Here is a 20,059-nt window from a genome sequence, read left to right on the forward strand (position 1 = left end):
TCGGAGAGCTTTGCGGCCATATGGCGGCCTCGCGCTTTCGTCGCTTTCCGACAGCCGGACATGAGCGAAGCGCGATCAGGCGGGAATACAGGACGTGCAGGATCCGGACAACCCCGAAAAGGGGCCTGAAAATGGACCAGAAAAAGCGACGGACAAGCGGCCGACGAAAAGCCGTCACATCCTGCTGCGCATCGATTCATGGATCGATTCGACCGTCTGGAACGCCGGCTTCCGTGCCGCCGAGATCTGGGAAGACATCACCATCTTCTTCCGCCGCTTCCGCGTGCGCGGCTGGAAGCGGATGGTCTTCGAACTTGCCGGCGAAGGGCTGACGCTCGGGGCGGCCGGCTCGGTGCTGATGCTGCTGCTTGCCCAGCCGGCCTTCGAGGCGACCAAGGAGGACTGGCGCAACCGCGGCGATTTCGCCGTCACCTTCACCGACCGCTACGGCAACGTCATCGGCCATCGCGGCGTTATTCATCAAAATTCCGTGCCGATCGATGAACTGCCGGACTCCCTGATCAAGTCCGTGCTCGCCACCGAAGACCGGCGCTTCTTCGACCATTTCGGCATCGACGCCATCGGCCTCTTCCGCGCCATGGTCACCAACGCCCAGGCCGGCGAAGTCGTGCAGGGCGGCTCGACGCTGACCCAGCAATTGGCCAAGAACCTGTTCCTCTCCAACGAACGCTCGATCGACCGCAAGGTCACCGAGGCATTCCTGGCGCTTTGGCTGGAGGCAAACCTTTCCAAGAAGGAAATCCTCTCCACCTATCTCGACCGGGCCTATATGGGCGGCGGAACGTTTGGCGCAGCCGCGGCGGCGCAGTTCTATTTCGGCAAGAATATCACCGATGTGAACCTCGCCGAATCCGCCATGCTCGCCGGCCTGTTCAAGGCGCCGGCGAAATACGCGCCGCATGTCAACCTGCCGGCAGCGCGTGCGCGCGCCAACGAGGTGCTGACCAATCTCGTGCAGAGCGGGCTGATGACCGAGGGCCAAGTGATTGCCGCCCGGCGCAACCCGGCCACCGTCGTCGACCGCAACGAGGTGGAATCGCCCGACTTCTTCCTTGACTGGGCCTTCGACGAGGTGCAGCGGCTTTCGCCGCGTTTCCACCAGCATTCGCTGATCGTGCGCACGACAATCGACATGGGCATCCAGCAGGCGGCCGAGGATTCGGTCGAAACGTCGCTGCGCGAATATGGCGAGGCCTATCACGCCAAGCAGGGCGCCATGGTGATGATCGAGAATGGCGGCGCCGTGCGCGCCATGGTCGGCGGCCGCGATTACGGCGAGAGCCAGTTCAACCGCGCCACCAGGGCGCTGCGCCAGCCGGGCTCCTCCTTCAAGGTCTACACCTATTCGGTGGCGATGGAGAGCGGGATGACGCCGCAGACGACCATCGTCGATGCGCCGATCTCCTGGGGCAATTGGAGCCCGCATAATTATGCCAACCACTATGCCGGCCGCATAACGCTCGAGACCGCAATCGCCCAGTCGATCAACACCGTGCCGGTGCGGCTCGCCAAGGAAAAACTCGGCATTCAGCCGATCCGGGCGATGGCGAAGAACCTCGGCGTCGAGACGCCGATCCGCGACGACGTCACCATCCCGATCGGCACATCCGAGGTGACGGTGCTGGATCAGGCGACGGCCTATGCCACCTTCCCGGCCGGCGGCTACCAGTCGCGCCGCCACGGCATCACCCAGGTCCTCGATTATGGCGGCGACGTGCTCTACGATTTCGACCGTGACGAGCCGGCAGCCAAACGGGTGCTCTCCGAAAAGGCCGACGCCTATATGAACCAGATGCTGTCGCGCGTTCCCTATGTCGGCACGGCGCGCAAGGCAGCCCTCGACAATGGCATTCTGACGGCCGGCAAGACCGGCACGACCCAGGCCTATCGCGACGCCTGGTTCGTCGGGTTCACCGGCAATTACACCTGCGCCGTCTGGTTCGGCAATGACGACTACACCTCGACCAACAACATGACCGGCGGCTCGCTGCCGGCGATGACCTTCAAGCGCGCCATGGACTACGCCCATCAGGGTGTAACGCTGCGGGCCATCCCTGGGGTCGAAAATCCCCTGCCCTCGGAAAAGGATCTCGCCAAGACCGTCACCGCCAAGCCGCAGGATGGATTGCCGCAGCTCATCCGGCCGCGCATGCTCTCAGTTCAGTCGACGAATATCCTGAAAGATCTCGGCAAAAAGCTGAAGGATGCCGCCCCGCTTGCGCCGGCGAAGGTGGCGAGTGCGGAATAGACGCCGCGTGGATCCTTCGAACGACACCCAGGAGATCGGCGAGAGGGTGGCCCCTCATCCGCCTGCAGGCACCTTCTCCCCGCTTGCGGGGAATAGGCCGCGCCCTCTCCGTGTTTCCCACCAACGTCTCGCAGGGCACGTCCCCTCGCCCCGTTTACGGGGGTCCGAAGGACGGGTCGAGACCGTTGGCTCGACCCCGGTCGGGTTAGCGTGAGGGGCAAGCTTTCGACGTTAACCGGACTGATCGGCATCCATGTCGTCGCGTGGCATTCCACCCTGCCAGAATCAGTGGTAACCCTTTCATCCGATATGGTCTCCAAGGTTATGACGTGTTTCGGTTTCCCCTCTTCATCCTGGTCACGCTGATCGTCGCCTTCGGCGGCGGGATCATGATTTCGCTTTATGCGCTGGATGCCACACAGGGTTTCGGGGCGATCAAGCTCGGCGCCTGGGAGGCTTTTCCAGCGTTGCAGACGGTCGACGCCGATCCTTATGCCAAGTCGCACCGCGCGCGCGCCGGCAAACTGCTTTATGGCAGCGCCGAAGGCCTGACCTTTACGGCGAGCGTCGACGATGATGGCGCGCGGCTGAATGCCGGCTGCCGCTATCGCATCAGCGGGCAGACGCCGCCTGCCCGGCTCTGGACCCTGTTTACCGCCGACAATGGCGGCAATCCGGCAGCGGTGACGACCGGACATCCCTCAGCGCTCAATTCCTGGACGGTGCTGCGCCAGCCGGACAGCAGCTTCTCGATCGAAATCTCAGCCGCCGCGCAGCCGGGCAACTGGCTGGCCTTACCCGAGGCCGGCACCTTCCGGCTTGTGCTGACGCTATTCGACACACCGACCGCCGGCAGCTCCGGGGTGATCGACCTTGCCATGCCGAAGCTCACCAAGACCGGATGCGGCAATGCTTAGGATATTCTTCGCCATCCTGACAGGCCTTTTCGGCGCCGCGCTGCTGCACCTCGTCATCATCCTCTCGCTGCCGCATTTCACCGGCAAGGATGCGGCGACCCGTGTAGAGGCGGAAGGTGACCTGAATAATTTCACCCTGCTCGGCGGCCGATATGACGAGGCAGGCCTTGCCAATGGCGACCCCTTCGTGCGCACCGCCGTCTGCTCCTTCGACGTCGAGGATGCGCCGGTGCATTTCACTGCCAAGGGCAATGTGCCCTTCTGGTCGATCGCGATCTACGACAGCGCCTCCAACGAAGTCTTCAGCATGAATGACAGGACCTCTGTCGGCGGGGCGCTCGATGTGCTGGCAGGCGGTCCGATCCAGCTGACCGACCTGCGCAAGAACCTGCCGCAGGAACTGCAGCAGGCAATCCTGGTGGAGATGGCCCGACCGGACGGCTATGCCGTGCTGCGGACGCTGGCGCCGCAGGCAAGTTTCGATGAGGCAGCGCGGAACTTCCTGGCGGAAGCCGGCTGCGAGCAATTCACCGCCCCCTAAGGTTGAGCAAACGTCACTTCGTCTTAACGCGCGGCGCAGGCGCCGGCGCGCGCCTGGGGCTCTCGGCCAGCCGCTCGTAGCGGACGCCGGTGAACCATAGGATCTTGGCTTCGCGGGGCTCTTTGTCCGGGCGACGCGGCGCCCGCGGCTGCCGATCCGCCAATGCGACTACTATTGCCATTCTCGTCTCCATGCACTGCCCGAGACGGATGAACTTGCGATGGATTTCACCCTGCCCGCCAATGTGCGAGCCGGCGCGTCCTGCAGTGCCGGCGTGACCGGACCGAGGGCATTCGCGCCTTTCCCACGGCACCTGATTGAAATACCGTGATCAGGACTTTCAACGATCCAAACATTCAAATCGCGTCGTTCCTAGCCGAATTGAGACAGATGTCAGTTAACAGTTTACTAATGTTCGGCGGACGCCAAACACAGTTCACGTCACTTCCTCTGTAACGCGCGAGGAGTTGTTTTGGTTTCAGCCGCCCACGTAGAGACCCGGCTTGGCATCGATGTATAAAATTAGAAACAATTCATATAGTTGGCTTGAACACGGGCAGCTTACTCGCCGGAAATGCACGCTGTTGCAAAAATGCTTCATGAAAATATTTAATTGCGGCCGGTTCGGATGCGCGTATGGTTTGTCTCGTCGACCACACGTTTCCGGGCACCGGTCGATCGCGGATATTGCGCGCTCTTGCCGGAATGCGGAGGGCCGGCGATGTCTTTGCTGGTGAATTCATCTTTCTCGCCTGAGGATTTCGACGTGTTGCGCGGTGCGCTCGGTGCATGGTGCGCGGAACGGCGAATCGACATCAAGAGCGTCGAGGCGCAGTTTGCAGCATCCGCAGCCCTCGACCTTTATCAGGCCGGTCACGACAGCCGCGAAACGCTGCTGCACGCGCTACGCGATCGCAAGGCCGCCTGAACTTTCCCCCGTCACTGGCGATGAGCAATCGCTGCAACGCCTTTTCAAATCGGCATTGTTGGACTGAGGGCCGATCATGCCGCGACACGTCACGCGTGTATTATTCCGTCACATTTTAATAAAATCTTCAGCATGCATTAACCCTACCGGTGTAGGATTTGTTCATAACCCATGTGGTCCGACATGCGTTCCGCCAGCGCATATCGGCCCGTGGTTCCCCTTGGTTCGGCGTTTTCGGGGTGCTTTTGTGCGTGACCGGTTTAGAGACCTAGAAGGCCCCTTGGCCGTCAGGAAAAAGGACGTGGTATTGATGGCGACTGTCAGCAGTTTCGAGAACCTGTCTCATCCGACACGGTCCGAACTGCGCCAATTCGCCGAGCTTTTCATGCCCCTATTCCAGGCCTCCTCCGACGAGGCCAAGCGCCAGGCGGTCGCGGCGCTCTCCCAGTGCGAAAACATGCCGGCCGCCGTGGCGCTGTTCATCGGGAACCAGCCGATCGAGATCGCAGCCCCTTTTCTTGCCGCCTCCAAGGCAGTCGCCGACGATACGCTGATTACCATCGCGCGCACGCAGGGTGCAGCACATGTCAGGGCGATCGTCAGCCGCGATTCGCTCTCGCCGAAGGTCATCGATGCGCTGGTGGCACTGCGCCAGAGCCAACCGCGGCCGGCGGCCGCACGGGCGCCAATCACAGAAGCACAGACGGTTGCGCTTTCGCCGGCGCCGACCGAGACCACCGAGGCGGAGGCGTTGCAGGGGCAGCGGCTTGCCAATGAAGAGGCGCTGCGCGAGCGTATCCTCGGTCTTGCCGGTCATCTCGGCCGGGCCGACGAGGACAGGCTTGGGCTGCGCACGCTCACCGACATTCAGGAGGCTTTGCTGGTACGTTTCGCCCGCTCGCGCGAGGCGACGCATTTCGCAACCGCGCTTGCCGATGCGCTGTCGGCCAGCCGCTGGCTTGCCGAGCGCATCATGCTCGATCTTTCCGGCCAACAGCTCGCGACGACGCTGACCAGCCTCGGCATGGGCTTTCTCGACGCCGTCTTCGTACTCGAGAAGCTCTATCCGCACCTTGCCGAACAGCAGCACAACGTCACACGCGGCTGGATGGTGCTCGATGCGCTCGACCCGGAAGAATGCCACGAACGTGTGGACGCCTGGCGCCGCGCCGATCGCTACACCTATAAGCCCGAAGTGGCCAATGCGCCGGCGCTCCAGGAAACGGAAAACCACCGCTTCATTCGACAGTCGCCGCCGCAACGCGACTTGCGTGTCCTCGGACGCCGGTCGCGCTAGAACAGGATGTCATAAGAAAGCCGCGTACACTTTTGCGCGACATGCTTAGCTGCCAGCCTCGGTCATTCGGCTCGACCGTCAGCCTTCTTTCGCGAGCGGGAGCATGTCTCCCAATTCCTCCACCTCCAGCTCGACGATCCAGAGATCGGGGTCGAACCGGCGTTCGCGCTCCAGCATGGCACGCACCGCTTCCGGATCGCTACGCGACAAGCGGATCTCAAACAGCCGGCCGAAGGCCTCGCCCTCGCCGAAGGCGGTCTGCGGCGCCGGTGCGTAAAGGGTTTCCAAGCCATCGCGAAAATGCTGGCGGATGAAGATCGCACCCGCCTCCTCCGCCCCCTTCTTTTCGACGGCGGCAAAATCGCCGCTGGCGAAGACGCGGCGCAGGAGGGCGGAAACGAAGATGTCAGCGCGTAATCTCATCGGCGCGGTATAGACCGGGGCGCAGGCCTCGGCAATGCGGCGGCAAGCATTGCCCCTGGGGTTGCTCCTGGGGTCAGACCTTGACGGCCAGCCGCAATCCGCCCCAGTGCCGTTGGCGGACGGTGATCGGCGCTCCGCGCCTCAATCAGACAAGCTTCAGGCAGCATGGTTGATAAGTTGCAAGCAGCGTTCGCATCTTGGACTGGGCGACCCGTCAGCTGGCGACGAAGCCCGTCAGCCGCTCGCTCAACTGCCAGAGGCGTTCGGCGAGTTCCGCATCGGTTGCCCAAGGACGGACACCGAGCATCTCGGTCGTATCACCGGGGACGGCGGTAGCGATATTGCAGTTCTCGCAATAGACGCCGCCCAGACCGTCGAGCTTCTCGCTGACGGTGCACCACACGATGGTCGCAGCCCCCTGCTCTATCGTCTTTTTGTTGTTTTCCGGATCGATGACCGGATTGCCATTCTCGTCGACATAACCGCTCGCCTTGAGAAAGTCGCTCGACTGATGGCGGACCAGATTGGTGGTGACGATACCGCCGGGATGCAGCGAGAAGGCTCTGATACCGTGCTTTGCACCCAAAGCGTCCAGTGACACCGCAAAGAGAGCATTTGCCGTCTTCGACTGGCCATAGGCGAGATAAGGCGCGTATGCGCGGCTCTCGAAATTCGGATCGTCGAAATCGACGCCGGAGAAGACGTGACCGCGCGAGGAGACGGCGACGACGCGCGCACCCTCGGCCTTTACCATCGCCGGCCAGAGGCGGGCAGTGAGCTGGAAATGGCCGAGATGATTGGTGGAGAATTGGGACTCATATCCCCGGGCGTCGCGCGTCAGCGGGTTCGCCATCACGGCGGCATTGTTAACAAGAAAATGCAAGGGCGCGCCGCTTTCAAGAAAGCGGTCGGCGAAGTCGTCGATAGAGCCGGGGTCCATCAGGTCGAGCGTTTCCAGTGCAAGGCCGGGAATGCCTTCCACGGCAGCCTTGGCTTTCCCGAGATTGCGGGCGGGGACGACAACCCTGGCGCCGGCTTGGGCGAGCACACGAGCCGTCTCCAAGCCAAGACCGGAATAACCGCCGGTGACGATCGCGACCTTGCCTGAGAGATCGTGCCCGGCAATGACCTCCTCGGCGGTCGAAGCGGCACCGAAGCCAGAACCGATGGGAGCCTGTGGAGTAGACATGGTATGCCTCCGTGGTTGCATGATGGCCTTATATACGTCCGGGAAACGGGATTCTGAATGCTTGCAAATCCCAATTTCCTGCTTCATCGTTCACAAATGATCAGCGATCCGCTCTCTGAAATGCTCAATCTGCTCGATGCGCGCTGCCTTGTGTCCGGCGGGCTGGTTGCCGGCGGCGCCTGGGCGCTGCGTTTCCCCCGGCCGAATAGGATCAAGATCAGCGCGGTCGCCAAAGGGCGCTGCTGGCTTTGGCTCGACAATGGCAGTGAACCGATTCTGCTCGAGGCAGGCGACGTTGCGCTTCTGAACGGTCGGCACTCCTTCATCCTGGCGAGTGACCTTGCAGTTGCGCCGACCGATGCGGTCAGCGCCTTCAAGGAGAAGATCGACGGCATGGCGCGCCACGGCGTTGGCGAGGATTTCCATTATCTCGGCGGCCACATCGCGCTCGGACCGCAGGGCATGGAGCTGCTGTCCGACATGCTGCCGCCGATCATCCATGTGCGCGCCGCCCTTGCCGAAGCCGGCGTGCTGTGCTGGCTGCTCGACCAGTTGGTGCGGGAGATGGCGGCAAAGCGGCCGGGCGCCCTGCTCGTCTCAACACAGCTTGCGCAGTTGATGTTCGTCCAGGTGCTGAGGGCGCACATCATGAGTTCGGCGCCCCTGACGGTCGGATGGCTCCGAGCCTTCGGCGACGATCGCATTGCGCCGGCGCTGCGGCTGATACATGGCGATCCCGGCCGGTCCTGGCAGCTTGGCGAACTGGCAAAGGCCGCCGGCATGTCGCGCACGAGCTTTGCGTTACGGTTCAAGACAGTGGCGGGGGTTGCACCGCTCACCTACCTCACCGGCTGGCGCATGCGTCTTGCCGAACGCGAGCTGCGCGATGGCAGCATGCCGGTTTCGGCGCTGGCGCTTTCGCTCGGCTACGCATCCGAAAGCGCCTTCAGCAACGCCTTCAAGCGGATGACCGGTAGCGCGCCGAAGCGTTATCGTGCTGCGATGGCCCGCGAGGCCGGGCCGATCGAAGAGGTGGTGGATGTCGAGGGCCAGGCGATGACGGCACATTACCGGCCGTTAAAGGCGGCATCGTAGCGGCTAAAGCGCGTTGTTTTTATGGGTGTCTTTATCCGAGAACCGCCGCACGCTTCCTGATGACCTGCATTAGATCGCGCCGATTTCCTCGAGTTTTTTCAGTACGGCCTGGGTCGGCTCGCCGTTTTCGGGCAGGTTGTAGTGCTTCTGGAAATGGCGGATGGCCGCGCGGGTCTGCTCGCCGGCGACGCCGTCGACGCCGACATTGGCATAGGCCATGTTGGAAAGACCCTTCTGGATCTTCAGCACCAGGTCGACATTGGTAATTTCGCTTGATGGAACCTGCTTTGCGGATGACGAAGCGGTTTTGACGGTCTTTTCGGCGCTGCGGATCGCCGCTGCCACCGGGTCTTCCGCCGCCGCCTTCGAACTCACATCCTCGGGCGGCTTGTCGGCGGGTATCGTCGAAGGGCCTGATGCATCGGTCTTCAACGCCACCAATACCTCGGGCGTCGGATCGCCGGTCTGGGCCATGCCGACGGTTTCCTCGAAGAACAGGATGGCCGCACTGGTGCGGGGGCCGATGACCCCGTCGGGTATGCCGTTATAGAGGCCGCGGCGCACCAGCTGCTGCTGGATGTCCATGACAAGCTGGCTCGGCTGCTGGCCGGGCGCGGCAGGCGCCGGCGTTGCGTTGGTGGTGGTCGCGGCATCCTCCGGCCGTTCGATCCGAAAGGTGGTGACGTCGCCCTGCTGCTCTTCGGCTGGGCGGCGGGCGCCGAGCACGTTGGGAGACTGCGGATCGCGGGTGCGGAAAATCGGATGCGGATGCAGGCCCGGCTGATACCAGAGCGCGTTGGCGGCGACGAAGGAGAAGATGACGACGAAGGTGATCGTGCCGCCGGCAACCGATGGATTGCGGCCGATGACGCCGCCGAGCACCGAGGCGCCCTGCAGGCTGAGGCCGCCGAGCGCCGCTGCGCCCGACATCAAGAGGCCCGGCTGCTGCCGTCCCCCTTTTCCCTTAGGCGATTTTCGCTTGCGCGCGGCCATCGAAACGCCCCTCCCCCAATTCTGCACCTGCATGGACCGCGCCCTTCAGCCGCGGTGGGAACTCGACAGTCGCGCCATGGCCGGCGTCTTCGGCGCGCACGGCGCCTGAGCCGTCGACTGCAATCTCGATGGTGATGATCGTGCCTTCGCCGGGTTGGCTGGCGATGGCGAAATGCCCGCCATGCAGCGCCACCAGCCCCTTGACCAGCGAAAGACCAAGGCCAGTGCCTTCGAAGCGGCGGGTATAGTCGTTCTGGATCTGGACGAAGGGCTGGCCGAGCAATGCCAGCTTGTCGGCCGCAATACCGATGCCGGTGTCACTGACCGTCAGCTTAAGGATGCCGTCGCGCGCCGCCGCATCGACCGAGACGACGCCGCCTGCCTCGGTGAACTTGATGGCATTGCCGACGAGATTGATGAGGATCTGCTGGATGGCGCGCTGATCGGCAACGATCTCGCCGAGACCGCGCTGGATCCGGCTGGTCAGCGTCAGGCCCTTGGTCTTGGCCTGCAATGCCAGCATCGATTCGCAGGATTTGACCGAGCTTGATATATCGAAAGCTTCGAGGATCAGCTCGTAGCGACCGGCTTCGATCTTGCTCATGTCGAGCATGGTGTTGACGACGGACAAGAGATGGGCGCCGGATTCACGCACGAGGCCGACATATTCGCGCTGGCGGTCGTTTTCGAACTTGCCGAAATATTCTCCTATCAGGATGTCGGAAAAACCGAGAATGGCGTTCAGCGGCGTGCGCAACTCGTGGCTGACGGCGGCGAGGAAGCGCGATTTGGCGTCGTTTGCCGATTCGGCATCGGCGACGCGGTTTTGAGCTTCGGCACGCAGCTGCTGTTCGACGGAGACATCGTGCAGCTGGGCAATGACGGCGGCAAGTTCGCCATCGGCGTCGCGCCGGGCCGTCATGTCCATTCTGAGATAAGCGAACTGGCGTTGATCACGCGCGACCGAGGGGCGGTCGATGCGCAGGTCGACGCATTGAGCATCCTCGCCCCGGCGCAGGCCATCGAGCGCCTGCAGGAAAAGGATGCGGTCGGAGACATGCACCTGTTCCAGGAAACCCCTGCCCTTGGGATCGCGCATCCAGGCGAGAAAATCGCGCCGGTCGCGGCCGCCGACGGTCGCTACGCTGCCATGCGGGTCCAGGAAGAAGACGAGGCCGGGGGTGGCGGCAAGGAAGAAATCCTCGGCCGACTGCGTCGCGATACCGGCGGACGAACCCTGACGGGCGAGCGCGATGCTGCCGACGGCGGAAAAGAGAAAGGCAGCGCAGACCATCGCGACGCCTGCCGGCAAGGCGACGGCCGGACTGGTGACCGCCGAAAGTCCGACAGGAGCGGCAATAAGAGCGGCCGACGAGAACAGCACGAGGCGGCGCAGGATCGCGAGCTCGCGTTGGCGCACGGCTTCGCCGCCGCCCGTCCGGGAGAGCCAGCTTGTCGCCGCCCGGTCTACCAGGGCCGTCACCCAGCCGCCAATGTTACTCAATACACGCACGCAATACCCGCCCGAAAGGCTGTCTATCGATCCGGACAATAGGCCTTGGCGACTTAAAGAAAGGATAAGGCAAAAGCGCTGTTCACAGCTGGAAAGCGCCGAAAATCCCGTTTTGAAGCATCTGGAAGGCACTTTGCCTTTTGTGGTTAATAGCAGGTAAGCGACGGATTTTCCTCATATTTCAGCATTGCATTAACGCCTGTGGCAAGGCGAGCCGGCAAAAGCCCTGCAATTGCAAGCAGGTGCTGCCCTGATGCTTAACGGTGATCGGTCGCATTCGACTAAAATGTCCGTCAAATGCCGTTCGCTAAAATTTGAACTAAATTTGCCGCAAATGCCCACGAGTTTCGAAAAGCGGCGTTCGCAACTTGGCGGTAGGGTGAAAACACACCGGACAACCGGCCTGATTCGGCGACAAGAACCGGACGGGAAAACAGGATGGGCAACGACAATGTGGTTTCTGATCAAAGGATCCTTCTGGTTTGGCCTTGTGCTCGTGCTTCTTTCCGTCTTCAGCACGGAGAGTTCCGACAAGCTCGCCAACGGCCCGCAATTGCAGCTTTCCGACGCGTTTACGGCGGCAAGCGGCGCCTATGACTATCTCACCGGCATGTGCTCGGAAAAGCCCGAGGTCTGCGCCAAGGGCGCCGAAACCGCCACGGCGCTCGGCTACCGGGCCCGTGAAGGCGCCCGCGTCGCCTACGAACTTCTCGACAGCCAATTCAACGGCGAGATGCCGGCGACCGCAAAGCGCGCCGAACCGCAGGTGCCGGTGGCGCTCAACATGCCCTCACTGGCCGCACCCGCCATCCAGGAAAAGCTGCGCGAGGCAAGGGCCGCGCTGAACCAGCCGATGCCTTACCGCCCGCCGGTCGAGGATGACGCCTCTGCCGCGACCGTTGTCACCGGCGCGATCCCGCTACCCACGCCGAAGCCGGCGATCTGATTTTTCTGAACTTGCATCGGTGGTCCGCATGACGCGGAAATGCCCCATGCCTGACGTGCCTGCCCTGTTTAATTCAGCATTTGCTGCGCCGTGAGGATGCCCATCCCTCACGGCGTTTCTTTTTAATGCATGTCCTCAGGAAGTGTGCCGCGGTTCTGAGATAACGACATGCATGAAAACAAAGAATTGAAGCGTGTCGCATGAATCCTGTTCGACGCGACGCGCTTTAACGGTTCAAATCCGCCGGTCTTTCACCTATATGCAGGTTTAAGATTGAAAGGCTTTCCCATGGCATCCCTCGACCAGATCATCGACGACTTCGCCTTCCTGGACGATTGGGAAGACCGTTACCGCTATGTCATCGAACTCGGCAAGGCGCTGCCAGACCTCGCCGACGAGAAGCGCACGTCCGAAAACAAGGTGATGGGCTGTGCCAGTCAGGTGTGGCTGGTGACGCATACCACAGGCGATCCCGACAACCCGGTGATGAGCTTTGAGGGTGATTCGGATGCCCATATCGTGCGCGGCCTCGTCGCCATCGTGCTCGCCACCTATTCCGGCAAGACGGCAGCCGAGATCGCCGGGCTCGATGCTTTCGAGATTTTCTCGAAGATCGGTCTGGTGGAGAACCTGTCGTCACAGCGCTCGAACGGACTGCGGTCGATGGTCAACAGGATCCGGGAAGAAGCAACGATTCGCGCCGCGGCCTGAAGTGTTTGACCGGCTTTGACAGATCCCCGGCCAAGCGATTCGCACAGCCCGGCTCGGCGGATCAGTATATTAACACTTGCTGATAGTACAGGAATACAGTCTGCGGCCGCCGGCAAAGCATAGAGCGGCGCCCCCGCCTTACGCGCATACAGAAAAGCCGGGCACAAGACCCGGCTTTTGTCGTTGGTGGCTTTCGAAAAACCTCAGCCGCGGCCGCGCTTGCGGCGCTGACCCAAGCCCATCTCCTTTGCCAGGCGCGAACGCGCTTCGGCATAAGCGGGCGCTACCATCGGGTAGTCGGTCGGCAGGTCCCACTTCTCGCGGTAGTCTTCCGGCGAGAGGCTGTGATGCGTCATCAGGTGACGCTTGAGGGACTTGAAGTTGCCGCCGCATTCCAGACACGTGATCTGCTCGTCCTGTACGGACTTGCGGACAGAGACTGCAGGCTTCTGTTTTTCGACGATGGCCGCAGCAGGCTGCGGTACGGACGTGTTGCTCAGTGCCGAATGCACGTCGGAAATCAGATTTGCCAAGTCGCTGACCGGGACAACATGGTTGCTGACATAAGCCGCGACGATGTCGGCCGTCAGTTCCACAAGCAGCTCCGGCGCATTGCCGGTCGCCATTTCCGTCATATTTTTTCTCCTGTTAGCATGCTCAAACGGCCTTTGACTGTTACGTCAAAGACCCGCCTCGTAGAAGCGAACAGCAAAAGCACATGACCGACCTTCTGTTTCGAAAAACACGAAATCCACCCCTAGATTCCGAAGAGCGAGACCTATTCTTATACTGCCTGACTGGAAACCACTACGTCATGCCCCAGGCGATGGCCCCAGTTTAGACATAAAAAATCAAAACTGAGGGACTTGGAAGCAGTACGATTGTGATTCACAATCAGAACTCTACTTGCATTTTCAAATACCATCGTTTGGTCGAAAGGCCAATTATTATTTGTCGTTTTTCTTGAGAAAAAATGACAGATGAAGAATTAAGGCACCTAAAGGCAAGCTTTACTCACAGGTTCCTGTGCATAAGTTTTGCATAAATCTGGTAAAGCAGCGAACAGCACAGGCTCAGCGTTTGTGCATATCGTCACGGACCGAAACAGCACCGAGCGCGTATCCTGAGAGGTGGGCGGCTCTGGCCAGCAGATGGGCAGAGACCGGCGCCGTCAGCAACAGGAAGACGAAGCCGGCAATGGCGCGGGCGAGAATCGCCAGGTCCTGCGAATAGAGGCCGGCGGCAAGGAGCAGCAGGCCGGAGCCGACGGTACCCACCTTCGAGGCCGCGTGCATACGGGTATAGAGATCGGGCAGCCTGATCAGGCCGATCGCCGCCGAAAGAGCAAAAAACGCACCTGATATCAGCAGCAGAGCGACGATGGCAGCGACAACATAATCCCTCATCGTTTCTTTCCTCCCGCATGACGCCTTTTCGCGGCAGCCTTTGCCGGAGAGGCAGACGCCGGCGATTTGATGTTGCCGCGCGACAGCACGAATCGGGCGAAGGCGACCGTCGCCAGGAAGCCGACGAGGCCGAGCGAGATGGCGATATCGATATAGAGAAAAAAGCCTGTTTTGATCGCGATGACGGCGATGAAACCGATAGCGATGCCGGTCAGCATATCCAGGGCGAGGATGCGATCCGGCAATGTCGGGCCGTCAACGACGCGCCAGACAGTGAGAATCAGCGCCAGGCCGAGGATGACCAGGGCAGCCGAGGATGCGACCGTGATGATGGCGGCAGGTGTGATCACCGGAACGCCTCCATGATTTTGCGTTCGAAACCATTGGCGATATCCCGCTTGGCGGTCTCGGGATCGGAACAATCGAGCGCGTGGATATAGAGCGTGCGGCGATCCGTGGAGACATCGACCGAAAGCGTGCCGGGTGTCAGGGTGATGAGGTTTGCGAGCAAAGTGATCTCGAAATCGCTCGTTACCGTCAGAGGGAAGCCGAAGATGCCAGGCTTCAGCTTCATATCAGGCGAGAGGATGGTGAGCGTCACCTTCCAGGCCGACAGCGACAATTCCTTCAGGAACAGGGCGGCGAGCGAGAGCACCCGGCGGGCGCGGCGAAGGTATTCCATGCTGCCGAAGGGTTCGCGGATGACGGTCAGCGCCAAGGCGCCAAGCAGGAAGCCGAGGACGAGATTGTGCAGCGAGGCGCTCCCGGTGACCGCCACCCAGGCAATGGCAAGCAGCAGGTTGAAGAGAAAGGCGATCACCTGAAGCCTCCGGGAAAGACCGAATGAAGATAGGCCGCTGGATCGACAAGACCGGCGGCCGCCGATTGCGACAGCGCCAGCAGATGTTCCGGCAGAATGCCGAAGCCAATGGTGAGCGCCGTCAGTGCCGCCAGCGGCAGGCCGGTGCGCCATCTGGCCTTGGTCGACATCAGCTCTACCGGCGCCGGGCGCCAATAGGCGAGCAGGAAGAGGCGGCCAAAAGCGATCGTCGTCAGAAAACCGCCGACGAGGATAACGGCCGCCAGCCACCAGTCACCGAGATCGAGCGCGGCCTTGACGAGAATGACTTTCGGCCAGAAGCCGGAAAAGGGCGGCAGGCCGCAAGCGGCAAGGAAGAGCACAAGGGAGAGCGCGGCGAAGCCGCCGCTTTGCCGATAGAGCCCGCCGAGTTCCGACAATAAAAAGCCACCGCCCCGCCGGGCGATCTCGCCGGCAGCCAGATAAAGCGCCGTCATCAGCACCATGGAATGGAGCGCATAGAAGACGGCGCCGCTGACGCCGTCAATGCCACCGCCTGGGCCACTGCCTGGGCCACCAAGGGCGACGCCGGCGAGCATGTTGCCGATGCCCGATATGACGACATAGCCGAACAGCCTGCGGATATCGTTTTCGGCAAGGGCGCCGAGCGCGCCGACGAGGATGGTCGCGGCGGCGGCAAGCGCGATCAGCAGGCTCAATTCCTGGCGCTCCACCGGCAGCAGCATGACCATCACCCGGATCAGTGCGTAGATGCCGACCTTGGTGAGCAGGCCGGCAAACAGCGCGGAGACCACGATGCGCGGCGTATGGTAGGCGGCGGGCAGCCAGAAATTGACCGGGAAGGCTGCCGCCTTCATGCCGAAGGCGAGCAGGAAGAGGCTGGCCAGGGTCATCAGCGGTGCGGTACCGCGCAAATCCTTCGCCCTTGCGGCGATATCGGCCATGTTGAGCGTGCCGAAGGCGGCATAGAGGATGCCGACGCCAATCAGGAACAGCGTCGTGGCGATGAGGTTCAGCACCGCATATTTCAGCGCGCCGTCGATCTGTTGACGTTCGGAGCCAAGGATGATCAGCCCGAAGGAAGAGATCAGCAACACCTCGAACCAGACATAGAGATTGAAAACATCGCCGGTCAGAAAGGCGCCGGTGACACCGGCCATCAGCAACATGAGCAGCGGGAAGAAACCGTATCGCCTGCCGCTTTCGCCGATATCGGCGAGCGCATAGATGCCGGCGGCGAGCGCCACAAGGGCTGCGGTGAAGGCCATCAGCGCACCCAGAAGATCGACGGTGAAGGCGATGCCGAAGGGCGGCAGCCAGCGGCCCATGACCATGGTGAGCGGCCCTTCGGCCATGACCTTGGCGAGCAGTGCCGCATCGATCAACGCCAGCGCCGCAAGGCCTGAGATGGCGAGCCATGCCTGCAGGCGGGGATGGCTGCGCAGCATCAGCAGAACGGCACCCAGCGTGATGCAATGGGCAACCGGCAGGATCGCCAGCCAATGGCCGATGGGCACCGGGGCGGTGATTAGTGCGGCGGCGAGATCAATGGTGGAGGTGGGAGCGGCCATCAGGCGTGGCCTTTGGGAACGGTGGGGGTGTGCCGTGTGATACCCCCCTCTGCCCTGCCGGGCATCTCCCCCACAAGGGGTGAGATCGGCATGCGGAAACGGCTTCTCCAAATTATGCCGCCCTCGCTCTGAGAAGCGTATTGTCGCCTAGTCTGAGGTTGCAATGATGCGCGAGACCTGGCCACCAGCCGATCTCCCCCCTTGTGGGGGAGATGCCCGGCAGGGCAGAGGGGGGTAACCACCAACGCCGACATCCGCCTCAATACCCCAATGGCGGCAGCGGCCGGTCGTCGGGCTCGGCGGCGCGCATCTCGCTGGTGTCGTCGGTGCCGAGGTCTTGGTAGGCGCGGTAGGTCAGCACCAAAAGGAAGGCGAGGAAGGAGAAGGAGATGACGATCGCCGTCAGGATGAGGGCCTGCGGCAGCGGGTTGGCCGTGCCTGCGGGCAAGGCGTCGAGACCGGCCGGGATGATCGGCGGCACTCCACGCGTCAGCCGGCCTGATGTAAACAGCAGAAGGTTGACGGCATTGCCGAGGATGGCGATGCCGAGCATGATGCGGATCGTGAATTTCGACAGCATCAGATAGATGGCGGCGGCGAAGAACAGACCGACGAGGATCGCTAGCAGCGGCTCCATCACTCCACCTCCTTTTCTTCCGATGTCACTTCCTTCTCTTCCAATGTCAGGGCGATCGAGGCAAGGGCGCCGAGCACGACGAGATAGACGCCGATGTCGAAAAGCATGACGCTCGACAGCGGCACTTCGAGACCGAAGAGGTTCGGATAGATCCAGAGGCCGGTCATGAAGGGAACCGCGAAGAGAATGGAGAGGAGACCTGCTACCGTCGACAGCAGCAGGCCGAAGCCGGCAAGCGACAGCGGATGGAAAAACAGCGCCCGGCGAACGGCGGCAACCCCGCGGGCAATGCCATAGATCGCCAGTCCCGAGGCGGCGATCAGCCCGCCGATGAAGCCGCCGCCCGGCTCGTTGTGGCCGCGCAGCAGCACGAAGACGGAAAACAGCAGCATCAACGCGGTGAGGAACGGCGCAACCGTGCGGAAGATCAGGGTGTTCATCGGCCCTCTGTCTCCACCGCAGGGTCATTGGCCGCAAGCTTGCGCTCGGTGCCGGCGCGGATGCGGATCAGCGCCAGGATGGCAAGGCCGGTGACGGCGACGACGGCGATTTCGCCGAGCGTGTCGGTGCCGCGGAAATCGACGATGATGACGTTGACGACATTGGCGCCGTGGGCAATCGTTTTCGAATAGGTGTTGAAGAACACAGTCAGCGCGTCGTTGAACGGCGCCTGCGTCGCCCGCAGCAGCAAGAGCGTGAAGCCGAGGCCGCAGGCAAGCGCAAGCCCGCCGTCGAAGAGCCTGCGGCCGAGCGGGCGCCGATCGTCCGGCGAAAGGCGAAGCCTGGTCATGACCAAAGCGAGGATGACCACCGCCAGGGTTTCGACCATGAACTGGGTGAAGGACAGATCCGGCGCCCCGAACAGCAGGAAGATGATGGCGACGGCAAAACCCTGGATGCCAAGCGAGACGATCGCCGTCAGCCGGTCGCGGGCGACGAGCACGGCGACAAGGCCGACGGCGGCAATCAGCAAAACCGCCCATTCATAGAGCCTGACATCGGCCGGCCAGGCGGGAAGGTGCGGCAGCTCGCCATAGACGATGGGCGGAATGATGAGGACGGCGGCGACGCACAGGAAGGTGCAGGCGATATAGATCTGCAGCCGCCCCGGCTGGAGGACACGCATGAGGTGGCCGGCAAAGCGGACAAGGCCTGAAATAGCGAGGTCGAAGCCGTGGTCCGGCCCGCGCCCGGCGGCGCGCAGGAAGATCGCCATCAAAAAGCGGGTGCGATCGAGCTGCCAATAGACGCCGACGCCGAGCAGCGCGGTAAGGGCGGAGAGCGCCAACGGCCCGCCGAGATGCGGCATCAGCGAAATATCGATCTCTACAGGTTCCTGGCGGATGGCGGCAGCGATCGACGAGGACAGGACGGCGTGAGTGACGTTGGAAAAGATCGCGCCAAGCAGGCCGAGGGCGGCAAGAACGGCCGGCCCGAGCCAGAGCAGGAAGGGCGCTTCGTGCGGACGTTTCTCCGTCTCCACCGGCCGGCCGAAAAAGGGTTTCAGAGCCACGGCGAAGGCGACGGCAAACATCAGCGCATTGCCGAAGACCGTGATGGCGGTGAAGGTGAGCGCGCGTATATCGCCGCCGGTTAGTGCCGTATAGATCTCTTCCTTGGCGAGGAAGCCGAAAAAAGGCGGCAGGCCGGCCATGGAGAGGGCCGCCGCAAGGGCGATGACCCATGTCAGCGGCATCGCCCGCCCCAGGCCCCCGAGCGTGGTGACATCGCGCGTGCCGGTCTCGTGATCGATGATGCCGGCGACCATGAACAGCGCGCCCTTGAAAAGGCAATGCGCCACCAAATAGAGCGCTGCCGCCTGTACCGCATGTTCAGAGCCGAAGCCGATCAGCATGACGAGCAGGCCGAGCGAGGAGACGGTGGTATAGGCGAGCTTGAGCTTCAGGTCGGTCTGGCGGATGGCGAGCGTGGCGCCGACCACCAGGGTCAGCCCGCCGAAGAAAGGCAGCAGGATTTCCCAGGCAGGTGTCGCCCCCATGACCGGATTGAGCCGCATCAGCAGATAGACGCCGGCTTTTACCATGGTGGCCGAATGCAGGTAGGCAGACACCGGCGTCGGTGCTTCCATGGCGTTCGGCAGCCAGAAATGAAAGGGAAACTGCGCCGACTTGGTGAAGGCGCCGCCCAAAACCAGGATGAGGGCAGCAAGATAGAACGGGCTTTCGCGCACGGCATCGCCGAATCCCATGAGCTGCGACATCTGGGTGACGCCCGAGATGTTCCAGAGCAGCAGCAGGCCGGCCAGCAGGCAGAGCCCTCCCCCGCCGGTGACCACCAGCGCCTGCAGCGCGGCGCGCCGCGCCGCCTGACGCTCGTGATCGAAGCCGATCAGCAGGAAGGAGGTGATCGATGTCAGTTCCCAGAAGATGAAGAGCATCAGGAAACTGTCGGAAACGACGACGCCGAGCATGGCGCCCATGAACAGAAAGATGAAGGAGAAGAAGCGGCCTTGATCCTTGTGTCCTCTGAGATAGCCGCCGGCATACAGCACGATCAGGGTGCCGATGCCGGTGATCAGCAGCGCGAAAGCCAGCGACAGGCCATCGAGGAACCAGGAGAAGGAGAGATTGTAGCTCGGCACCCAGGAATAGCCGCCGGTGACGACCTCGCCGCGCGCGATCGCAGGAACGAAACGCAAGAAATGCAGGAAGGCGAGCAAGGGAGCGATCGCCAGGAACCAAGCGCCGTTGGCGCCGAAGATGCGGATGACGAAGGGGGCGACAAGAGCGCCGGCGAGCGGCAGACACAGGGCCAGAAATGTCAGAGCCGTGACATCGGCCAT

Annotated in this window: 21 protein-coding genes; 8 read left to right on the plus strand and 13 right to left on the minus strand. The window is 62.3% G+C overall.

What is annotated here, in order from left to right; translation table 11 throughout:
* The first annotated feature begins 94 nt into the window (after positions 1 to 94).
* The 3 genes from GR197_RS14070 to GR197_RS14080 all read left to right on the plus strand — a co-directional run bounded on the left by GR197_RS14070 (position 95) and on the right by GR197_RS14080 (position 3,727).
* A complete protein-coding gene (locus GR197_RS14070; protein ID WP_164010461.1) occupies positions 95 to 2,269 on the plus strand; it encodes a PBP1A family penicillin-binding protein in 2,175 nt (724 codons plus the stop codon).
* Positions 2,270 to 2,598: 329 nt separating this feature from the next.
* Entirely contained in the window at positions 2,599 to 3,186 is a 588-nt protein-coding gene (locus GR197_RS14075) for a DUF1214 domain-containing protein (RefSeq protein ID WP_164010463.1), read from the plus strand.
* Positions 3,179 to 3,727: a DUF1254 domain-containing protein gene (locus GR197_RS14080; RefSeq protein WP_164010465.1), complete on the plus strand. Its 549-nt coding sequence runs from the start codon at positions 3,179 to 3,181 to the stop codon at positions 3,725 to 3,727. The genes GR197_RS14075 and GR197_RS14080 overlap by 8 nt, the downstream gene beginning before the upstream one ends.
* 13 nt (positions 3,728 to 3,740) lie before the next feature.
* Here GR197_RS14080 and GR197_RS32025 read toward each other — a convergent pair whose 3' ends face one another.
* Positions 3,741 to 3,908 carry a hypothetical protein gene (locus GR197_RS32025; RefSeq protein WP_204330208.1) on the minus strand — a complete coding sequence of 56 codons (168 nt, stop codon included), beginning with the start codon at positions 3,906 to 3,908 and terminating at the stop codon, positions 3,741 to 3,743.
* Between the two features lie 540 nt (positions 3,909 to 4,448).
* Here GR197_RS32025 and GR197_RS14085 point away from each other — a divergent pair.
* Together GR197_RS14085 and GR197_RS14090 are read left to right on the plus strand one after the other, a co-directional pair.
* Entirely contained in the window at positions 4,449 to 4,655 is a 207-nt protein-coding gene (locus tag GR197_RS14085) for a hypothetical protein (RefSeq protein WP_164010468.1), read from the plus strand.
* 247 nt (positions 4,656 to 4,902) lie between these two features.
* Positions 4,903 to 5,952 (plus strand): DUF2336 domain-containing protein, encoded by a 1,050-nt coding sequence (locus tag GR197_RS14090; protein ID WP_164010471.1) that lies wholly within the window; start codon positions 4,903 to 4,905, stop codon positions 5,950 to 5,952.
* Positions 5,953 to 6,030: 78 nt separating this feature from the next.
* On the opposite strand, the gene GR197_RS14095 is transcribed toward GR197_RS14090, so the two are convergent.
* The gene (locus tag GR197_RS14095) at positions 6,031 to 6,375 is read right to left on the minus strand and encodes a DUF1491 family protein (protein WP_164010474.1); all 345 of its coding nucleotides are present in this window, start codon (positions 6,373 to 6,375) and stop codon (positions 6,031 to 6,033) included.
* 214 nt (positions 6,376 to 6,589) lie between these two features.
* Positions 6,590 to 7,564 carry an oxidoreductase gene (locus tag GR197_RS14100; protein ID WP_164010476.1) on the minus strand — a complete coding sequence of 325 codons (975 nt, stop codon included), beginning with the start codon at positions 7,562 to 7,564 and terminating at the stop codon, positions 6,590 to 6,592.
* A gap of 57 nt (positions 7,565 to 7,621) precedes the next feature.
* Here GR197_RS14100 and GR197_RS14105 point away from each other — a divergent pair, with 57 nt between their 5' ends.
* Positions 7,622 to 8,659 carry an AraC family transcriptional regulator gene (locus GR197_RS14105; protein WP_164010479.1) on the plus strand — a complete coding sequence of 346 codons (1,038 nt, stop codon included), beginning with the start codon at positions 7,622 to 7,624 and terminating at the stop codon, positions 8,657 to 8,659.
* 69 nt (positions 8,660 to 8,728) lie between these two features.
* Here GR197_RS14105 and GR197_RS14110 read toward each other — a convergent pair whose 3' ends face one another.
* Positions 8,729 to 9,652, minus strand: a complete 924-nt coding sequence (locus GR197_RS14110) for a peptidoglycan-binding domain-containing protein (RefSeq protein ID WP_164010482.1) — start codon at positions 9,650 to 9,652, stop codon at positions 8,729 to 8,731.
* Complete coding sequence (locus tag GR197_RS14115) at positions 9,624 to 11,165, minus strand: ATP-binding protein (protein ID WP_164010485.1); 1,542 nt, start codon at positions 11,163 to 11,165, stop codon at positions 9,624 to 9,626. Before GR197_RS14115 ends, GR197_RS14110 begins: the two co-directional genes overlap by 29 nt.
* A 451-nt stretch (positions 11,166 to 11,616) precedes the next feature.
* Here GR197_RS14115 and GR197_RS14120 point away from each other — a divergent pair, with 451 nt between their 5' ends.
* Positions 11,617 to 12,111, plus strand: a complete 495-nt coding sequence (locus GR197_RS14120; protein ID WP_164010487.1) for a DUF5330 domain-containing protein — start codon at positions 11,617 to 11,619, stop codon at positions 12,109 to 12,111.
* Between the two features lie 288 nt (positions 12,112 to 12,399).
* Positions 12,400 to 12,822, plus strand: a complete 423-nt coding sequence (locus tag GR197_RS14125; protein WP_164010490.1) for a SufE family protein — start codon at positions 12,400 to 12,402, stop codon at positions 12,820 to 12,822.
* 203 nt (positions 12,823 to 13,025) lie between these two features.
* Here GR197_RS14125 and GR197_RS14130 read toward each other — a convergent pair whose 3' ends face one another.
* The 8 genes from GR197_RS14130 to GR197_RS14165 form a co-directional block, all read right to left on the minus strand.
* Complete coding sequence (locus GR197_RS14130) at positions 13,026 to 13,457, minus strand: MucR family transcriptional regulator (RefSeq protein ID WP_007626776.1); 432 nt, start codon at positions 13,455 to 13,457, stop codon at positions 13,026 to 13,028.
* 438 nt (positions 13,458 to 13,895) lie between these two features.
* Positions 13,896 to 14,228 (minus strand): monovalent cation/H(+) antiporter subunit G, encoded by a 333-nt coding sequence (mnhG, locus tag GR197_RS14135; RefSeq protein WP_164010494.1) that lies wholly within the window; start codon positions 14,226 to 14,228, stop codon positions 13,896 to 13,898.
* Positions 14,225 to 14,578: a cation:proton antiporter gene (locus GR197_RS14140; protein ID WP_164010497.1), complete on the minus strand. Its 354-nt coding sequence runs from the start codon at positions 14,576 to 14,578 to the stop codon at positions 14,225 to 14,227. Before GR197_RS14140 ends, mnhG begins: the two co-directional genes overlap by 4 nt.
* Entirely contained in the window at positions 14,575 to 15,048 is a 474-nt protein-coding gene (locus tag GR197_RS14145; RefSeq protein WP_164010499.1) for a Na+/H+ antiporter subunit E, read from the minus strand. Before GR197_RS14145 ends, GR197_RS14140 begins: the two co-directional genes overlap by 4 nt.
* On the minus strand, positions 15,045 to 16,619 hold the full coding sequence (locus GR197_RS14150; RefSeq protein ID WP_164010502.1) for a Na+/H+ antiporter subunit D: 1,575 nt from the start codon (positions 16,617 to 16,619) through the stop codon (positions 15,045 to 15,047). The genes GR197_RS14145 and GR197_RS14150 overlap by 4 nt, the downstream gene beginning before the upstream one ends.
* A 259-nt stretch (positions 16,620 to 16,878) precedes the next feature.
* The gene (locus GR197_RS14155) at positions 16,879 to 17,256 is read right to left on the minus strand and encodes a Na+/H+ antiporter subunit C (protein ID WP_164010504.1); all 378 of its coding nucleotides are present in this window, start codon (positions 17,254 to 17,256) and stop codon (positions 16,879 to 16,881) included.
* On the minus strand, positions 17,256 to 17,696 hold the full coding sequence (locus tag GR197_RS14160) for a Na(+)/H(+) antiporter subunit B (protein WP_164010507.1): 441 nt from the start codon (positions 17,694 to 17,696) through the stop codon (positions 17,256 to 17,258). Before GR197_RS14160 ends, GR197_RS14155 begins: the two co-directional genes overlap by 1 nt.
* Positions 17,693 to 20,059: a putative monovalent cation/H+ antiporter subunit A gene (locus GR197_RS14165; RefSeq protein ID WP_164010510.1), complete on the minus strand. Its 2,367-nt coding sequence runs from the start codon at positions 20,057 to 20,059 to the stop codon at positions 17,693 to 17,695. The genes GR197_RS14160 and GR197_RS14165 overlap by 4 nt, the downstream gene beginning before the upstream one ends.

The organism is Rhizobium phaseoli, from assembly GCF_010668805.1.
Classification (GTDB): domain Bacteria; phylum Pseudomonadota; class Alphaproteobacteria; order Rhizobiales; family Rhizobiaceae; genus Rhizobium; species Rhizobium phaseoli_A.